The 12,922-nt window shown below is 73.3% G+C and carries 13 protein-coding genes; 5 read left to right on the top strand and 8 right to left on the bottom strand.

Annotation, left to right across the window (positions count from 1 at the left end; all coding sequences use genetic code 11):
- Nucleotides 1–5 precede the first annotated feature (5 nt).
- The gene (locus AWQ70_RS22750) at nt 6–1,376 is read left to right on the top strand and encodes a metallopeptidase TldD-related protein (RefSeq protein WP_157530257.1); all 1,371 of its coding nucleotides are present in this window, start codon (nt 6–8) and stop codon (nt 1,374–1,376) included.
- A 68-nt stretch (nt 1,377–1,444) separates the two neighbouring features.
- Here AWQ70_RS22750 and AWQ70_RS22745 read toward each other — a convergent pair whose 3' ends face one another.
- Entirely contained in the window at nt 1,445–1,657 is a 213-nt protein-coding gene (locus tag AWQ70_RS22745; protein WP_067179409.1) for a dodecin, read from the bottom strand.
- Between the two features lie 84 nt (nt 1,658–1,741).
- Here AWQ70_RS22745 and AWQ70_RS22740 point away from each other — a divergent pair, with 84 nt between their 5' ends.
- A complete protein-coding gene (locus AWQ70_RS22740; RefSeq protein WP_067179407.1) occupies nt 1,742–2,053 on the top strand; it encodes a DUF3099 domain-containing protein in 312 nt (103 codons plus the stop codon).
- A 545-nt stretch (nt 2,054–2,598) separates the two neighbouring features.
- Here AWQ70_RS22740 and AWQ70_RS22735 read toward each other — a convergent pair.
- From AWQ70_RS22735 to AWQ70_RS22720, 4 genes are all read right to left on the bottom strand, one after another.
- Nucleotides 2,599–2,856, bottom strand: coding sequence for a DUF6457 domain-containing protein (locus AWQ70_RS22735; RefSeq protein ID WP_067179329.1), 258 nt, complete (start codon nt 2,854–2,856; stop codon nt 2,599–2,601).
- Complete coding sequence (gene mobA / locus AWQ70_RS22730) at nt 2,853–3,449, bottom strand: molybdenum cofactor guanylyltransferase (protein ID WP_067179327.1); 597 nt, start codon at nt 3,447–3,449, stop codon at nt 2,853–2,855. Before mobA ends, AWQ70_RS22735 begins: the two co-directional genes overlap by 4 nt.
- A 6-nt stretch (nt 3,450–3,455) precedes the next feature.
- The gene (moaA, locus tag AWQ70_RS22725; protein ID WP_067179325.1) at nt 3,456–4,445 is read right to left on the bottom strand and encodes a GTP 3',8-cyclase MoaA; all 990 of its coding nucleotides are present in this window, start codon (nt 4,443–4,445) and stop codon (nt 3,456–3,458) included.
- A 111-nt stretch (nt 4,446–4,556) separates the two neighbouring features.
- Nucleotides 4,557–5,414: a GNAT family N-acetyltransferase gene (locus tag AWQ70_RS22720; RefSeq protein WP_169808721.1), complete on the bottom strand. Its 858-nt coding sequence runs from the start codon at nt 5,412–5,414 to the stop codon at nt 4,557–4,559.
- A gap of 164 nt (nt 5,415–5,578) precedes the next feature.
- Here AWQ70_RS22720 and AWQ70_RS22715 point away from each other — a divergent pair, with 164 nt between their 5' ends.
- Together AWQ70_RS22715 and AWQ70_RS22710 are read left to right on the top strand one after the other, a co-directional pair.
- On the top strand, nt 5,579–6,634 hold the full coding sequence (locus AWQ70_RS22715) for a type III polyketide synthase (protein WP_067179321.1): 1,056 nt from the start codon (nt 5,579–5,581) through the stop codon (nt 6,632–6,634).
- Between the two features lie 7 nt (nt 6,635–6,641).
- The gene (locus AWQ70_RS22710) at nt 6,642–7,205 is read left to right on the top strand and encodes an isoprenylcysteine carboxyl methyltransferase family protein (protein WP_067179319.1); all 564 of its coding nucleotides are present in this window, start codon (nt 6,642–6,644) and stop codon (nt 7,203–7,205) included.
- A 214-nt stretch (nt 7,206–7,419) separates the two neighbouring features.
- Here the strand turns inward: AWQ70_RS22710 and AWQ70_RS22705 are convergent, their stop codons facing one another.
- From AWQ70_RS22705 to AWQ70_RS22695, 3 genes are all read right to left on the bottom strand, one after another.
- Nucleotides 7,420–8,364 (bottom strand): hypothetical protein, encoded by a 945-nt coding sequence (locus tag AWQ70_RS22705; RefSeq protein WP_067179317.1) that lies wholly within the window; start codon nt 8,362–8,364, stop codon nt 7,420–7,422.
- 146 nt (nt 8,365–8,510) lie between these two features.
- Nucleotides 8,511–9,341 (bottom strand): hypothetical protein, encoded by an 831-nt coding sequence (locus AWQ70_RS22700; protein WP_157530249.1) that lies wholly within the window; start codon nt 9,339–9,341, stop codon nt 8,511–8,513.
- Nucleotides 9,342–9,440: 99 nt separating this feature from the next.
- The gene (locus AWQ70_RS22695) at nt 9,441–11,270 is read right to left on the bottom strand and encodes an AMP-dependent synthetase/ligase (protein WP_067179314.1); all 1,830 of its coding nucleotides are present in this window, start codon (nt 11,268–11,270) and stop codon (nt 9,441–9,443) included.
- 164 nt (nt 11,271–11,434) lie between these two features.
- On the opposite strand from AWQ70_RS22695, the gene AWQ70_RS22690 reads away from it, so the two are divergent.
- Complete coding sequence (locus AWQ70_RS22690) at nt 11,435–12,919, top strand: peptide MFS transporter (protein ID WP_245647105.1); 1,485 nt, start codon at nt 11,435–11,437, stop codon at nt 12,917–12,919.
- The last annotated feature ends 3 nt before the right edge of the window (nt 12,920–12,922 follow it).

Below are 12,922 nucleotides of genomic sequence, written 5' to 3'. Positions count from 1 at the left end.
AGCGCATGGGCACTCCCCAGGAGACGGTCGAGCGCGCCCTCGCGCTCAGCCGCGCCGACGACTGCGTGGTGATCGTGGAGGAGGGGTCGACGGCGAACCTGCGCTTCGCCGGCAACACCCTCACCACCAACGGCGTGGCGCGGTCGTCGCGACTGACCGTGATCTCGATCGTGGGGCAGAGCGCGGGCGTGGTCTCCCGGGCCGCAGTGCGTCCCGACCAGCTCGCCGACGTGGTGGCCGCGGCCGATCGGGCGGCCCGGGACGCCCAGCCGTCGGAGGACGCCCGGCCGCTGCCGGAGGGCGCCTCCGCGGGCGACTGGGACCGCGGCGTCGAGCCGACCACCATCGAGGTCTTCCGCGACTTCGCGCCCGCGCTCGGCGAGTCGTTCGCGGCGGCCGAGTCCTCCGGCAGGCGGCTGTACGGCTTCGCCGAGCACATCGTGACCTCCACCTTCGCCGGGACGTCGCGCGGGCTGCGGGCCCGCCACGACCAGCCGACGGGACGGCTGGAGCTCAACGCCAAGTCGGCCGACATGTCGCGCTCGGCGTGGACGGGCGTGGCGACCCGCGACTTCTCGGACGTGGACGTGGCCGCACTCGACGCGGCGCTCGCCCGGCGGCTCGACTGGGCCAAGCGGCGGGTGGACCTCCCGGCCGGGCGGTACGAGACGATCCTGCCGCCGAGCGCGGTCTCCGACCTGATGATCTGCCTCTACTGGGCGGCCGGGGCGAGGGACGCGGGCGACGGCCGCACGGTCTTCTCCAAGCCGGGCGGCGGCACGCGGGTCGGAGAGCGCCTCTCGGACACCCCGGTGCGCCTCTACAGCGACCCGGCCCACCCGGGCATCGCGTGCGCGCCGTTCGTCGTCGCGCACGCGTCGAACCGGGAGCAGTCGGTCTTCGACAACGGCCTGGCCCTCGGCGCGACGGACTGGATCTCCGGGGGAAGCCTGGCCAACCTGGTGCAGACCCGGCACTCCGCCGAACTGACCGGCCTCGCGGTCACCCCGTCGATCGACAACCTGATCATGACGGGTCCGGACGGCGGCCGCTCGGTGGAGGAGATGGTCGCCGGCACGGAGCGCGGGCTGCTGCTCACCTGCCTGTGGTACATCCGCGAGGTGGACCCGCAGTCGCTGCTGCTCACCGGCCTGACCAGGGACGGCGTCTACCTCGTGGAGAACGGCGAGGTCGTCGGCGAGGTCAACAACTTCCGGTTCAACGAGTCACCGGTCGACCTGCTCGGCCGGCTGACCGAGGTCGGGCGGAGCGAGCAGACCCTGCCGCGCGAGTGGAACGACTACTTCACCCGCACGGTCATGCCGGCGATCAGGGTGCCCGACTTCAACATGTCGACGGTCAGCCAGGCGAACTGACCCGAGGGAGCGCCGCTCCCCCTGCCCGCCGTCCCCTGAGGCGCGGCCGTCCCGGCGACGGCCGCGCCTCAGGCGTCCTCCAGGCGGAAGCCGACCTTCAGCCCGACCTGGATGTGGGCGACCTCCCCGTCCTCGATGTGGCCGCGTACCTCGATCACCTCGAACCAGTCGAGGTGCCGCAGCGTCTCGGCCGCCCGCCGGATGCCGTTGCGGATGGCGTGGTCGACGCTCTCCCCCGAAGTGCCGACTATTTCTGTCACCCGATAGGTCCGATCCGACATGACGTCCTCCCTCTCGCTCGGACTCATGCTCGTATCGCGACGGCGCTTTCGCGCCCGCACCATGCGGGGTCTACCGTGGAGTTTGTGAAGCTTTGGGACCGGAAGCGGACAGTGCACGAGGTCACGGACGCGAGGCCCTCGCTGTCGTCGGACATCCGGCGGCGCGAGATCGGCTACGTGGTCAAGATGGCCATCCGCCTCGTGTGCCTCGTGCTCGCCGTCGCGGTGCCCGCGCCCTGGCCGGTGCGGGCGCTGTTCGTCGCGGGCGCGGTGGTTTTGCCGTACCTTGCCGTGATCGGGGCCAATGAGCGAGGGAAAGGTCAACCCTCACCCATGGATTCCTCGGAAGCTAACCAAAGCGAGATACCACGGCATCGACGCGAGATCGGGTCGTGACAAAGTCTTGACGCATCCCATGGGTTGTAGGTGTACAGTTTAGCCAAGCGCTCTGGTCCCCCGTCGGAGCGCTGGTGCCGGCGTTCCGGGCCCCCGTCGGAACGCCGATGAAGCGGCGCCGGGTGGTTTGCCCCCGTAACCACCCGGCGCCGCCCTTCTTTTTTTCCGAATTCGATTTAGTTCGAACACATTCCCGTTTTAGCTGGCTTTCGCGGCATATCGCGATATATCCCGCCTCGCGGACGCCCACAGCCGCCGCCGTGGGCATCTCGGCGGGGATCCCGCCGGCGCTCAGGGGCGCGGAGGGGCGTGACACGGGGCCCCGGCGGGAGGATCGCGTACGAGGCGGGCCGTGCGTGTTCCCGAGCTCCGCGGTGAGGCCCCAGGGGCCGACGGGCCCAGGGACGTGCGCGGGCACCGCATAGGTTGCCCCCAGGGGGCGTGCGGAGCGCCGCACGGTGGCGTCCAGGCCACGAGGAGGGCGCCCGGGAACGCGGCGGGGCGCGTGGAGCGTCCCGCCGGCCACGTCCCTCAGGGCCGTTCCGTCAGGCGTCCTTCATGGTTTCGGTCGTCGCCTGCTCCCAGTTTCGGGCCATGGCGGACAGCCGCTCCAGCGCGTCCGCGGGGGCCGTGCCCGCCCCCTGGGCCAGCCCGACCAGATAGGCGGTGAGCGGCGCGGCGGGCCTGGCCACGCCGTGCGCCACGTCGCGGGTCAGGTCGAGCACCGCGTTGCGGTCCACCTTCCCGGGGTCGACCCCCAGCTCGCGGCAGACAAGGGCGGTCCATTCCTCCAGCACGTTCATGCGGTCTCCTCGCTCGTCACTCGGCTCCGGCGCGCCCGGTCGAGATCATCCATCGTGTCGCAGTCGAACCACGGGGCGCACCCGTCCGCGCGGGCGCCGAGGCGGACGGCCACGGGTCCGAGCGGCCCGAGGAGCCCGCGCAGCGAGCGGCCGTCGTACCCGGCGAGCGCCTCGCGGAGCGGCTCCGTCCGCCAGACGCCGGTGAGCCACTGCTCGTTGCCCTCGTCGTCCACCAGCACGGCGCCGGGAGCGCCCGGCTCGCGCGCGGCGGCGAGGAGCGCCGCCACGTGACCCTCGTCCAGGAACGGCAGGTCGGCGGCGAGCAGGGCGAACCGCTCCGCGGTGACGAGGGCGAGCCCGGCCCGCAGCGCCGGGACCGGTCCGGAGCCGGGCGGGTCCTCCCGCGTGTGAACGGCGCGCTCCAGCCCGCGGCCGGGGCGCGGGGGGCCGACGACGACGAGGGTCCGGGCCGCGGTCACGGCCCCGGCCACTCGCTCGATCAGGGACCGTCCGCCGACCGGCGCTCCCGGCTTGTCCAGGCCGCCCAGCCGCCGGGCGCGCCCGCCGGCCAGGATCACCGCGTCGTACGGCACGGCCGGCTAGCCTCCGATGGCCGACATGGGCCGGGACGGCTGGAGGAAGGACGGGTCGTCGATGCCGTGGCCGGGTTTCTTGCCGCCCACCGCGGCGATCCAGCGGGCCGCGAGGTCGTCGTCGGACGCGCCGGACCGCAGGGCCGCGCGGAGGTCGGACTCCTCGGTGGCGAACAGGCAGTTGCGGATCTGGCCGTCGGCGGTGAGCCGGACGCGGTCGCAGGCGCCGCAGAACGGGCGGGTGACCGAGCCGATCACGCCCACCCGGGCCGGGCCGCCGTCCACGAGGAACAGCTCGGCGGGGGCGCTGCCCCTGCGGCCCGGCTCGTCCTCGACCAGGTCGAAGGAACCGTTGAGCAGGCCGAGGATCTCGTCGGCGGTGATCATGTCCTCGCGCCGCCAGCCGTGCTGAGCGTCCAGGGGCATCTGCTCGATGAAACGCAGCTCGTAGCCGTGCTCCAGGCTGAACCGCAGCAGCGGGACGGCCTCGTGTTCGTTGACGCCGCGCATCAGCACACTGTTGATCTTGACGGGCGTGAGCCCGGCCCGGACCGCCGCGGCCAGCCCGTCGAGGACGTCGGGCAGCCGGTCGCGGTGCGCGAGCCGGACGAACACGTCGCGGTCCAGGGTGTCGAGCGAGACGTTGACCCGGTCGAGCCCGGCCTCCGCCAGCGGGGCGGCGAGCCGGGCCAGGCCGATGCCGTTGGTGGTCAGCGACACCTGGGGGCGGGGGCTCAGCCGGGCGGTCGCGGCGACGATCTCCACCAGCTCCCGGCGGAGCAGCGGCTCGCCCCCGGTGTAGCGCACCTCCGTGACGCCGAGCCGTTCCACGCCGATCGCGACCAGGCGGACGATCTCGTCGGCGGTGAGCAGCTCGGGCTTGGGCAGCCAGTCCAGCCCCTCGGGCGGCATGCAGTACGCGCAGCGCAGGTTGCACCGGTCGGTCAGCGAGACGCGCAGGTCTGTCGCGACCCGGCCGAATGAGTCAACCAGCAAGGGGGACCTCCCGGACGTTCGGTGAACACAAGCCTATGACCTGACGTCTCCCCCCCGGCAACAGCCGCCCGGCGACGATGATTCCTGCGTCCCACCGCATCACCGGCCCGCTCAGGCGAGCGCGGGCGAGGGCACGCAGCGGCGCGGGTCGAGCAGGCCGGGGTCGGTGGCCATGAAGACGTCCATCTCCTCGCTGTGCCATCCGGCGGCGAGCAGCGGGCGCGTCGCGACGTGGGGGGCGGGCAGGCAGACCCGGGCCCGGCCTCCGGGCGGGTCCAGCGACGCGAGCACGGCGACGACCGCGTCCCTGGCGGCGCCGGCGCCCGCGCCGGGGTCGGCGGCCAGGTGCGCGATGCCGTACTCCGGCCCGGTCCCGGCCACGGCGGCCGCCGCGGCGACCACGCCGTCGCGGGACGCGAGGACCGCCCGTCCGCCGGGACGGGCGGCCCAGGCGGCGTGGTCGGCGGACCTGTCGACGCCGGTCCACCCCAGTTCGAGCGCGGCGGCCTCGCCGGGCGAGGTCTCGGTGACGGCCCATCCGCCCGGGAGCCGGAGGGCGCGCACGTCGCCGCCCAGGTAGAGGAGCGGCCACCAGGCGTCCAGGCCCGATCGTGTGTACAGCGGCAGCGCGTGCGCGTGCAGGCTGCTGAAGGTCATCCGCCGCGGGGCGTCCTGCCAGAGGGTCGCCAGCATGGCGTTCCCCGCTCCGAGGCCGTGCGCGCGGGGATCGACGAACAGGTCGCACAACATGGTCACCGCGCCGGGCCCGTCCCCGATGCGGCGGGTCGCGCCGAACCCGGTCACCGCGCCCTGCCGCTCGGCGACGACCACCCGGCCGTGGGCGAGCAGGTGACCGACGTACGCCGGGTCCGCTCCGGTCCACTCCTCGCCCTGGCCGGTCGCGCGGGCGATCGCGGCGACGGCGTCGAGATCTCCGGCGTTCGCGTTCCTTATGTACAGGTTCGTCACGGCCATACTGTGCCACACGCCCGCGGCGCCGTCCGTCCCGCTCTCCACGCGGGACCGGCTCCGCCCCTCCCGCCCCACGCGGCGGACGGCGACAGGAGTGACGCCGCCAGATCCGGGCAAAAAGGGATGAATAGCGTTATTCTTCCCTCCGTAAGGGGGTTCCCATGACGCGAATCGCCGCCGTTCAATGCGTCCTTCCCCCGAACCGGTACGCCCAGGAGGAGATCACGGACCGGCTGGCGGAGCTGTGCCCGATCCCCGAGGACGCCCGCCCCCTCCTCGACCGGCTGCACACGAGCACCCGCGTCCGGCACCGCCACCTCGCGCTGCCCATCGAGGAGTACGCCAAGCTCGACGGGTTCGGCGCGGCGAACGAGGTCTACGTCGACGCGGCGGCCGATCTGGGCGCGGAGGCGGTGGCCGCCGCCCTCGAGGCGGCCGGCCTGGACGGGAGCGACGTGGACATGATCATCGTCGCCTCGACCACCGGCGTGGCCGCGCCGTCGCTGGACGCCAGGATGGCCGGACGGCTCGGGCTGCGCCCCGACGTCAAGCGGGTCCCGGTCTTCGGCCTCGGGTGCGTGGCCGGCGCGGCCGGGATCTCACGGCTGCACGACTACCTGCGCGGCGCGCCCCGCGACGTGGCCGTGCTGCTCACGGTGGAGCTCTGTTCCCTGACCCTCCAGCGCGACGACTCCTCGATCGCGAACCTGATCGCGAGCGGCCTCTTCGGGGACGGCGCGGCCGCCGTCGTCGCGTGCGGCGACGAGCGGCCCGGCTCCGGCCCCGCCGTCGTGGCCACGCGCAGCCGCCTGTACCCGGCCTCCGAGCGGGTGATGGGGTGGGACGTCCGCGACAGCGGCTTCCAGGTGGTGCTGGACGTGCGCATCCCCGAGCTGGTGCGCACCCACCTGGCCGACGACATGCGGGGCTTCCTGTCCGACCAGGGGTTGTCGATCGAGGACGTGACCGCCTGGGTCTGCCATCCCGGCGGGCCGAAGGTGCTCCAGGCCGTCGCCGCCGCCCTCCGCCTGCCGGACGGCGCGCTGGACGTGACCTGGCGCTCGCTGGCCGAGGCGGGGAACCTGTCCTCCGCCTCCGTGCTGTTCGTGTTGCGGGACACGTTGTCGTCGCCGCACCCGCCTCCCCCCGGCTCGCCGGGCGTCCTCCTCGCCATGGGGCCCGGCTTCTGCTCCGAGCTCGTCCTGCTGCGCTGGTAGCGGCGTCGTGAGCTGGTACACCCTGCTCGTCCTCGCGGTCGCGGCGGAACGCGTCGCCGAGCTCGTCGTGGCCCGGCGCAACACCCGGTGGAGCCTGGCCAGGGGCGGCGTGGTCAGCGGGCGGGCGCACTATCCGGCCCTGGTGGCGCTGCACACCGGCCTTCTCGTCTCCTGCCTGGTCGAGGTGCGCCTGGCCGGGCGGCCGTTCGTCCCGGCGCTCGGCCTGCCGATGCTCGCGCTGGTCCTCGCCGCCCAGGGGCTGCGCTGGTGGTGCGTCGTCTCGCTCGGCCCGCGGTGGAACACCCGGGTGATCGTGGTGCCGGGGATGCCGCCGGTGCGCCGCGGGCCGTACCGGGCGGCCTGGCTGCGCCACCCGAACTACGTGGCCGTGGCGGTGGAGGGCGCGGCGCTGCCGCTGGTCCACTCCGCGTGGCTGACCGCGGCCGGGTTCACCGTGCTCAACGCGGCTCTGATGGTGGTGCGGATCAGGTGCGAGGAGGCGGCCCTGGCCGCCGCGTGCCGGGCCGCGCCTCCACCCTCGTGCCCGGAGCCCCCGCCCGGCCCCGCCTGACCGGCCCCGCGTGACCGGCCCCGCGTGACCGGCACGGCCGGGTCCCCGGGAAAGACGGACGCCCGGCTCCCTCACGAAGGGAGCCGGGCGGAGCGTCACGCGCGGCGGCGTACGTGCCGTCGCGCGCGACGTCGTGCCGTGTTCCGGCGAACGGCCGGGGCGTGGCCGGGGATCCGGACGGACCCCCGGGTCAGCGCCCCGGCTCACGCATCGGTCAGCGGTGGCCCCAGCCGTAGCCGACGACCTTGACGTAGTCGGACGCCTCCGAGCCCTTCAGACGGCGGTCGCCGTCGAAGCGCACGGCCCAGGTGCCGGACTGGAAGGCCCGGACCCGGGTGGAGAAGCGGCCGGAGCCGTCGGTCTCGACGGTCTGGACGAACTTCCAGGCCCGGGAACCCCGCGGCTGGAAGTACACGTCGATGTCCTCGCCGCCGAGCCAGTGCCAGTCGTGCCAGTAGCCCCGGCTCTCGCGGCAGTCGTCACCCCGGCCCCAGCGGCCGTTGTAGCCGTCCCAGTCGTAGTACCAGTCGCTGTAGCACTGCGCGACGTCGAGGCGGCCCTGGAGGTTGAGCGTGCGGCCCTTCCTCACCGGCTCGGGCGTGGCGTCGAAGCCGCTGATGCGGGTGGCCTTGGGCCCCCTCGGCGCCGGCGGGCGGCGCCAGTCGTCGTGCTTCACCGAGAAGGTGCGGTCGGCGGTCCTGACCTTGCCGTCGTAGCCGAGCGCCTCGACGTGCACCGTCCAGGTGCCCGTCTTGTGGCTCCAGTCGAAGTCCCAGGACGCCGACTTCGTGTCCCACTTGGGCCCGTGGTGCCGGTCGCCCGGGTTGTCGTCCTTCTTCGCCGCCCAGTGACCGTGGCCGCCGCCGTGGCCGTGGCCGCCGCGGGGCTCGATGACGTCGATCTTGACGTCCTTGACGTCCTTGGTCCGGACCGTCGCGGTCACGCGGACAGAGCCGTGCCGGCGGACGACGACCGTGCCGGGGGTGACGTCGACCGACACGATCTGGGAGTCCGCGCGATAGGAGGAGGGCTCGGGCGTCTGGGTGACCTCCGGGCTGCTGGAGGTGTCCGGTACATCCGCGAAGGCCGGCGTGACCGTCGCGAGCGCCGTGACGCCCAGGACGGCCGCCGCCAGCGCGGCGGTGGTGCGTTTCACCATGAGGGTTCTTTCCTCTCCCCGTTGCGAACGCGCCCCCGGGATTGGGGCGCGCCTACGTCAAAGACGCGCAAAGGGAGAGGAAAGTTGCCTCCCATTCACAGTTAAAACATCACGAATTCGCAACCAGCCCTCAGGAAAGGGTGGTATCAGCCCGAGACGACGCCGGTGTCCGACGCGTAGTGCGCGCTTCCCGGGAACTCGACCTGCCAGGTGCCGGCGGTCTTGACCGGCGCCCGGCCCTCGAACCAGCCGTCCTTGTCGGTGGTGGCGGTGCCCATGTCCTTCCAGTCGGACGACCCCTCCTCGCGGAAGCGGAGCCTGACGTCCCGCCCGGCGAAGGGCCGGTAGTCGACCTGGCCGTTCGGGTCCACCCGCAGGAGGGTCCCGGTGACGCGCGCGCCGTCGGCGTCGCGGTTCACGCTGACGCCCTCGAGCCGCGTCGCCCGCCTGAGGTAGAAGGTCGTGTAGCTGCTGACCGTGGCGCCGTTCGCGCCCTTGGCGGTGGCGACCACGGTCCACTGGCCGCTCGGATGCCAGCGGGACAGCGCCGTCTCCGGCTGGAACCGCCACTTCTCCCACCCGGTGAACCGTCCCGTGGCCCGGTCGCCCTGGGTGGACTGGGTGCCCGAGACGGAGACGGAGCCGGAGTTCCCGTTGATCGCGGGCGCGCGCCCGGGGGACGCGGCGGGACGGACGACCGCCTGCGCGGCGCCTCCGGTCTGCCCGCTGGAGGCGGCCGGAGGCGGCCCCGGATCGACCTTGACGGTGACCCCGTGGTCGCCGCGCGCCCCGCGCGCCACCACGTCGATCACCAGCTTCACTGATCCCGACGGCCCGACGACCGGGTCGCCCGGCTGCACGGTGACGGATCGGATGGCCAGCTCGTCGTCGGCCAACGCCGGCGTCTGCGCCGCCCCGAGAGCGGCCAGCGGAACGGCGGCCGCGACGGCCGCCCTGGCGATTAGACGTCTGCTCATGGCCGAAGACCGTAGGCAGGCCCGGGTAATGCCCCCGGGGTGGAAAACCACCCCGGATGGCAAAACGTCGCGCGGGTGCGGCTCGCCGCGCCGCCGGGCTCACTCCTCGTACATCGCGTCGATCAGGTCGGCGTAGCGGGCGTGGACGACCCTCCGCTTGAGCTTGAGGCTGGGGGTGAGCTCCTCGGTCTCAGGCGTCCACTCGACGGGCAGCAGCCGCCACCTCTTCACCTGCTGCACCCGGGCGAGCCCGGCGTTCGCCGCGTCGACCGCGGCCTCGACCGCCTTCAGCACGTCGGGGTGCTCGGCCAGGTCGGCGAGGCCGGTGAACTCGATGCCCCGGGCCCGCGCCCAGCCGGGGGCCACCTCGGCGTCCAGGGTGAGCAGCGCCACCGGGTACGGCCTGCGGTCGCCGTACGCGAGGGCCTGGCCGATCAGGGGGTGCTCCTTGAGCGCGTTCTCGATGTTGGCCGGGGAGATGTTCTCGCCGCCCGCGGTGATGATCAGCTCTTTCTTGCGGTCCACGATCCGGACGAAGCCGTCCTCGTCGACGGAGCCGACGTCCCCGGTGCGCAGCCAGCCGTCCCCGTCGAAGAGCGCCTCGTCCGCCCGGTTGAGGTAGCCGCCGGTGTTGAGCGGGCTCCGGGTCAGGATCTCGCCGTCCGCGGCGAGCCGCACCTCGACGCCCGGCTCGGCCCTGCCGACCGTGCCCAGCTTGTACGCCGCCGGGCTGTTGGCGGTGAACGCGCCGGTCGTCTCGGTCATGCCGTACACGTCGAGGACCTTCATGCCGAGGCCGGCGAAGAAGCGCTGCACCTCGGCCGGCATGGGCGCGGCGGCGGTGGCGAGCCAGGCGGCCCGGTCGAGGCCGATCAGCGACCGGATCGGTGCGAGCAGCGCGGCGTCGGCCCGGTCGTAGGCGGCCTGGATCTCCGGCGTGACGGCGGAGCCGTACTGACCGGCCTCGACGTAGGCGAGCCCGGCGGCCATGGCGGCGGCGACCTGCTCCCGCCGCTCCTCGGGCTGGGTGGCGAGCAGCGCCTGGAGCCGGGCGGCCATCTTCTCCCAGACGCGCGGCACGCCGAAGAACATCACCGGCCTGACCCGGGCGAGCGTGCCGGCCAGGTTCGCCAGGTCGGTGCAGAAGTGGGTGTGGGAGACCTTGAAGAGCGGCAGGTAGAGGCTGAGCACACGCTCGGCGATGTGGGCGTAGGTCAGGTAGGAGATCTGCGTGCCCATGGTGGGCAGGCCCGTCATCCTGTCGGTCGCCGCGACCTCGTAGGCCACGTTGGCGTGGGTGAGGGGGACGCCCTTCGGGTCGCCGGTGGTGCCGGAGGTGTACAGGACGGTCGCCAGGTCGCCGGGGGTGACGGCCCGCCAGCGCGCCTCGACCGCCTCGGGCTCGGCGGCCAGCCGCGCGGCGCCGAGGGCCAGGAAGTCCTCCCAGGCCAGGAAGCGGTCGCCGCCGGGAGCCGGGCCGTCGAGCACGACGACCTTCCGCAGCAGGGGCAGCCCGTCGAGGATCGGCTCCCACCGGGCCAGCTCGGCGGCGCCGACGACGGCCACCACGGCCCGGGCGTCGCGGGCGATGAACGCCACCTGGCCGGGGGCGAAGGTGCTGTAGATCGAGCAGGGCACGGCGCCCGCGTGGAGCGCTCCGAGGTCGGCGAGGACGTGCTCGCCGCGGTTGACCGTCATCAGGGCGACGGCGTCGCCGGGGGCGACGCCGAGCGCGGCGTACGCCGCCGCGATCTCCAGCACCCGCCGCCGCGCCTCGCCGTAGGTCAGGGTGCTCCAGCCGTCCTCCGTCGGGTCGGAGTAGGCGGGGGCGTCGGGATGCTCGGCGGCGACCCGCCTGAGCTGTTCGCAGATCGTCAGGCCCGCGATCTCGCGTTCGATCGCGGCGCGCTCCTCAAGGACCCCAGGCATGGCGCCTCCAAGTACGTGGAGTCTCGGCCGAGTGGCCTGCATCGCACCACATCGGGCGGACCGCGACAAGACCCACTTCCCGGGCGGAACCGCGCTTGCCCCCACGGACACGGGGCAGTCATCGGTAATACCCGCCGGGGGGCGGTTCGGGGGTGGTCCGGGACGTGCGTGAACAGGACATCGGGGCCCGGGGGCGGGCGCGCGAGCGGACGTTCTTCGGGCATCCGCGCGGCCTGGCGACGCTGTTCGGCACCGAGATGTGGGAGCGGTTCAGCTATTACGGCATGCGGGCGATCCTCGTCCTGTTCCTCACCGCTCCCCCGGGCCGCGGCGGGATGGGGTTGCCCGGCGTGACCGCGATCGGCGTCTACGGCGTGTACATCGCGTCGGTCTACCTGCTCGCGCTCGCCGGCGGCTGGATCTCCGACCGCGTCCTCGGCCCGCGCCGGGCGGTGCTGTACGGCGGGATCGTGATCATGGGGGGGCACGTGAGCATGGCCGTCCCGATGGGCGGGGGGTTCGTGTGGCTGGGCCTCACCCTGATCGCGCTGGGCAGCGGCCTGATGAAGCCGAACATCTCCGCCATGGTCGGCGACCTCTACCGGAACGAGGACGACGCTCGGCGCGACTCGGGCTACTCGGTGTTCTACATGGGCGTCAACGTCGGGGCGTTCGCCGGGATCCAGGTGGTGCCGTGGCTCCAGCGGGGCGACCGCTGGCATCTCGCGTTCGGCGCGGCGGCGGTCGGCATGGCCTTCGGGCTCGCGCAGTACGTGCTGGGCAAGCGGCATCTGAAGGGCGCGGGCGAGCTTCCGGAGCACCGGCTGACCCCGGAGGAGCGCGCCCGGTTCCTCCGGGTCGCGGTGCCGTCGGGGCTGGCGGCGGCCGCCGCGCTGGGGTTGTGGGCGGCCACCGGGGGCCTCACCCTGGACCGGTTCACGATCGTGCTGACGGTTCTGTCCGCCGCGGTCCCGGCGGCGTACTTCGCCTTCCTCTTCACCGGCTCGCACGAGATCACGCCGGAGGAGCGCACCCGGCTGACCGCGTACGTGTGGCTGTTCGTCGCGGCCGCGGTCTTCTGGATGATCTACGACCAGGCGGGCGGGGCGCTGACGCTCTTCGCCCAGCAGCGGACGGACCTGAACGTCCTCGGCTTCGACGTGCCGCCCGGCTGGGTGTCCAACGTCAACTCCATCGCGATCATCATCCTGGCGCCGGTGTTCGCCGAGATCTGGATCAAGGCGGGCGACCGGGTCGGCACGCCGCTCAAGTTCGCGGTCGCGCTCGTGCTGATCGGCCTCAGCTTCGTGGTGATGGCCCTGGCGGCGAACGCGGCGTCCGGCCCGGCCAAGGTGTCGATCATGTGGCTGATCTCGGTCTACCTCGTGCAGACGCTCGGCGAGCTGTTCCTCAGCCCGGTCGGCCTGTCGGTCACCAACAAGCTCGCGCCGCAGGCGTTCGTCAACCAGATGATGGGCGTCTGGTTCCTCGCCGTCGCCCTGGGCGACTCCGTCGGTGGGCAGGCGTACCGGCTGACCGCCGTGGTGCCGCTGCCGATGTACTACCTGATCCTCGCCCTCGCCGCCGTGGCCGCGGGCGTCGTCATGCTGGTCTTCACGCGGAGGTTGTCACGCCTTATGGGAGACTGAGCA

It is taken from the genome of Microtetraspora niveoalba (assembly GCF_001570405.1).
Taxonomy (GTDB): Bacteria; Actinomycetota; Actinomycetes; order Streptosporangiales; family Streptosporangiaceae; genus Microtetraspora; species Microtetraspora niveoalba.
Note: the sequence above shows the minus strand (reverse complement) of the source record. Positions and strands in the feature narration are given on the sequence as shown.

What these genes read in the sequence shown, in the direction of transcription:
- AWQ70_RS22745 (WP_067179409.1), bottom strand. Translation starts at nt 1,657, where the DNA reads ATGTCGGATCGGACCTATCGGGTGACAGAAATAGTCGGCACTTCGGGG.
- AWQ70_RS22735 (WP_067179329.1), bottom strand. Translation starts at nt 2,856, where the DNA reads ATGAACGTGCTGGAGGAATGGACCGCCCTTGTCTGCCGCGAGCTGGGG.
- AWQ70_RS22705 (WP_067179317.1), bottom strand. Translation starts at nt 8,364, where the DNA reads ATGGTGAAACGCACCACCGCCGCGCTGGCGGCGGCCGTCCTGGGCGTC.
- AWQ70_RS22750 (WP_157530257.1), top strand. Translation starts at nt 6, where the DNA reads ATGGGCACTCCCCAGGAGACGGTCGAGCGCGCCCTCGCGCTCAGCCGC.
- AWQ70_RS22695 (WP_067179314.1), bottom strand. Translation starts at nt 11,270, where the DNA reads ATGCCTGGGGTCCTTGAGGAGCGCGCCGCGATCGAACGCGAGATCGCG.
- AWQ70_RS22700 (WP_157530249.1), bottom strand. Translation starts at nt 9,341, where the DNA reads ATGAGCAGACGTCTAATCGCCAGGGCGGCCGTCGCGGCCGCCGTTCCG.
- AWQ70_RS22715 (WP_067179321.1), top strand. Translation starts at nt 5,579, where the DNA reads ATGACGCGAATCGCCGCCGTTCAATGCGTCCTTCCCCCGAACCGGTAC.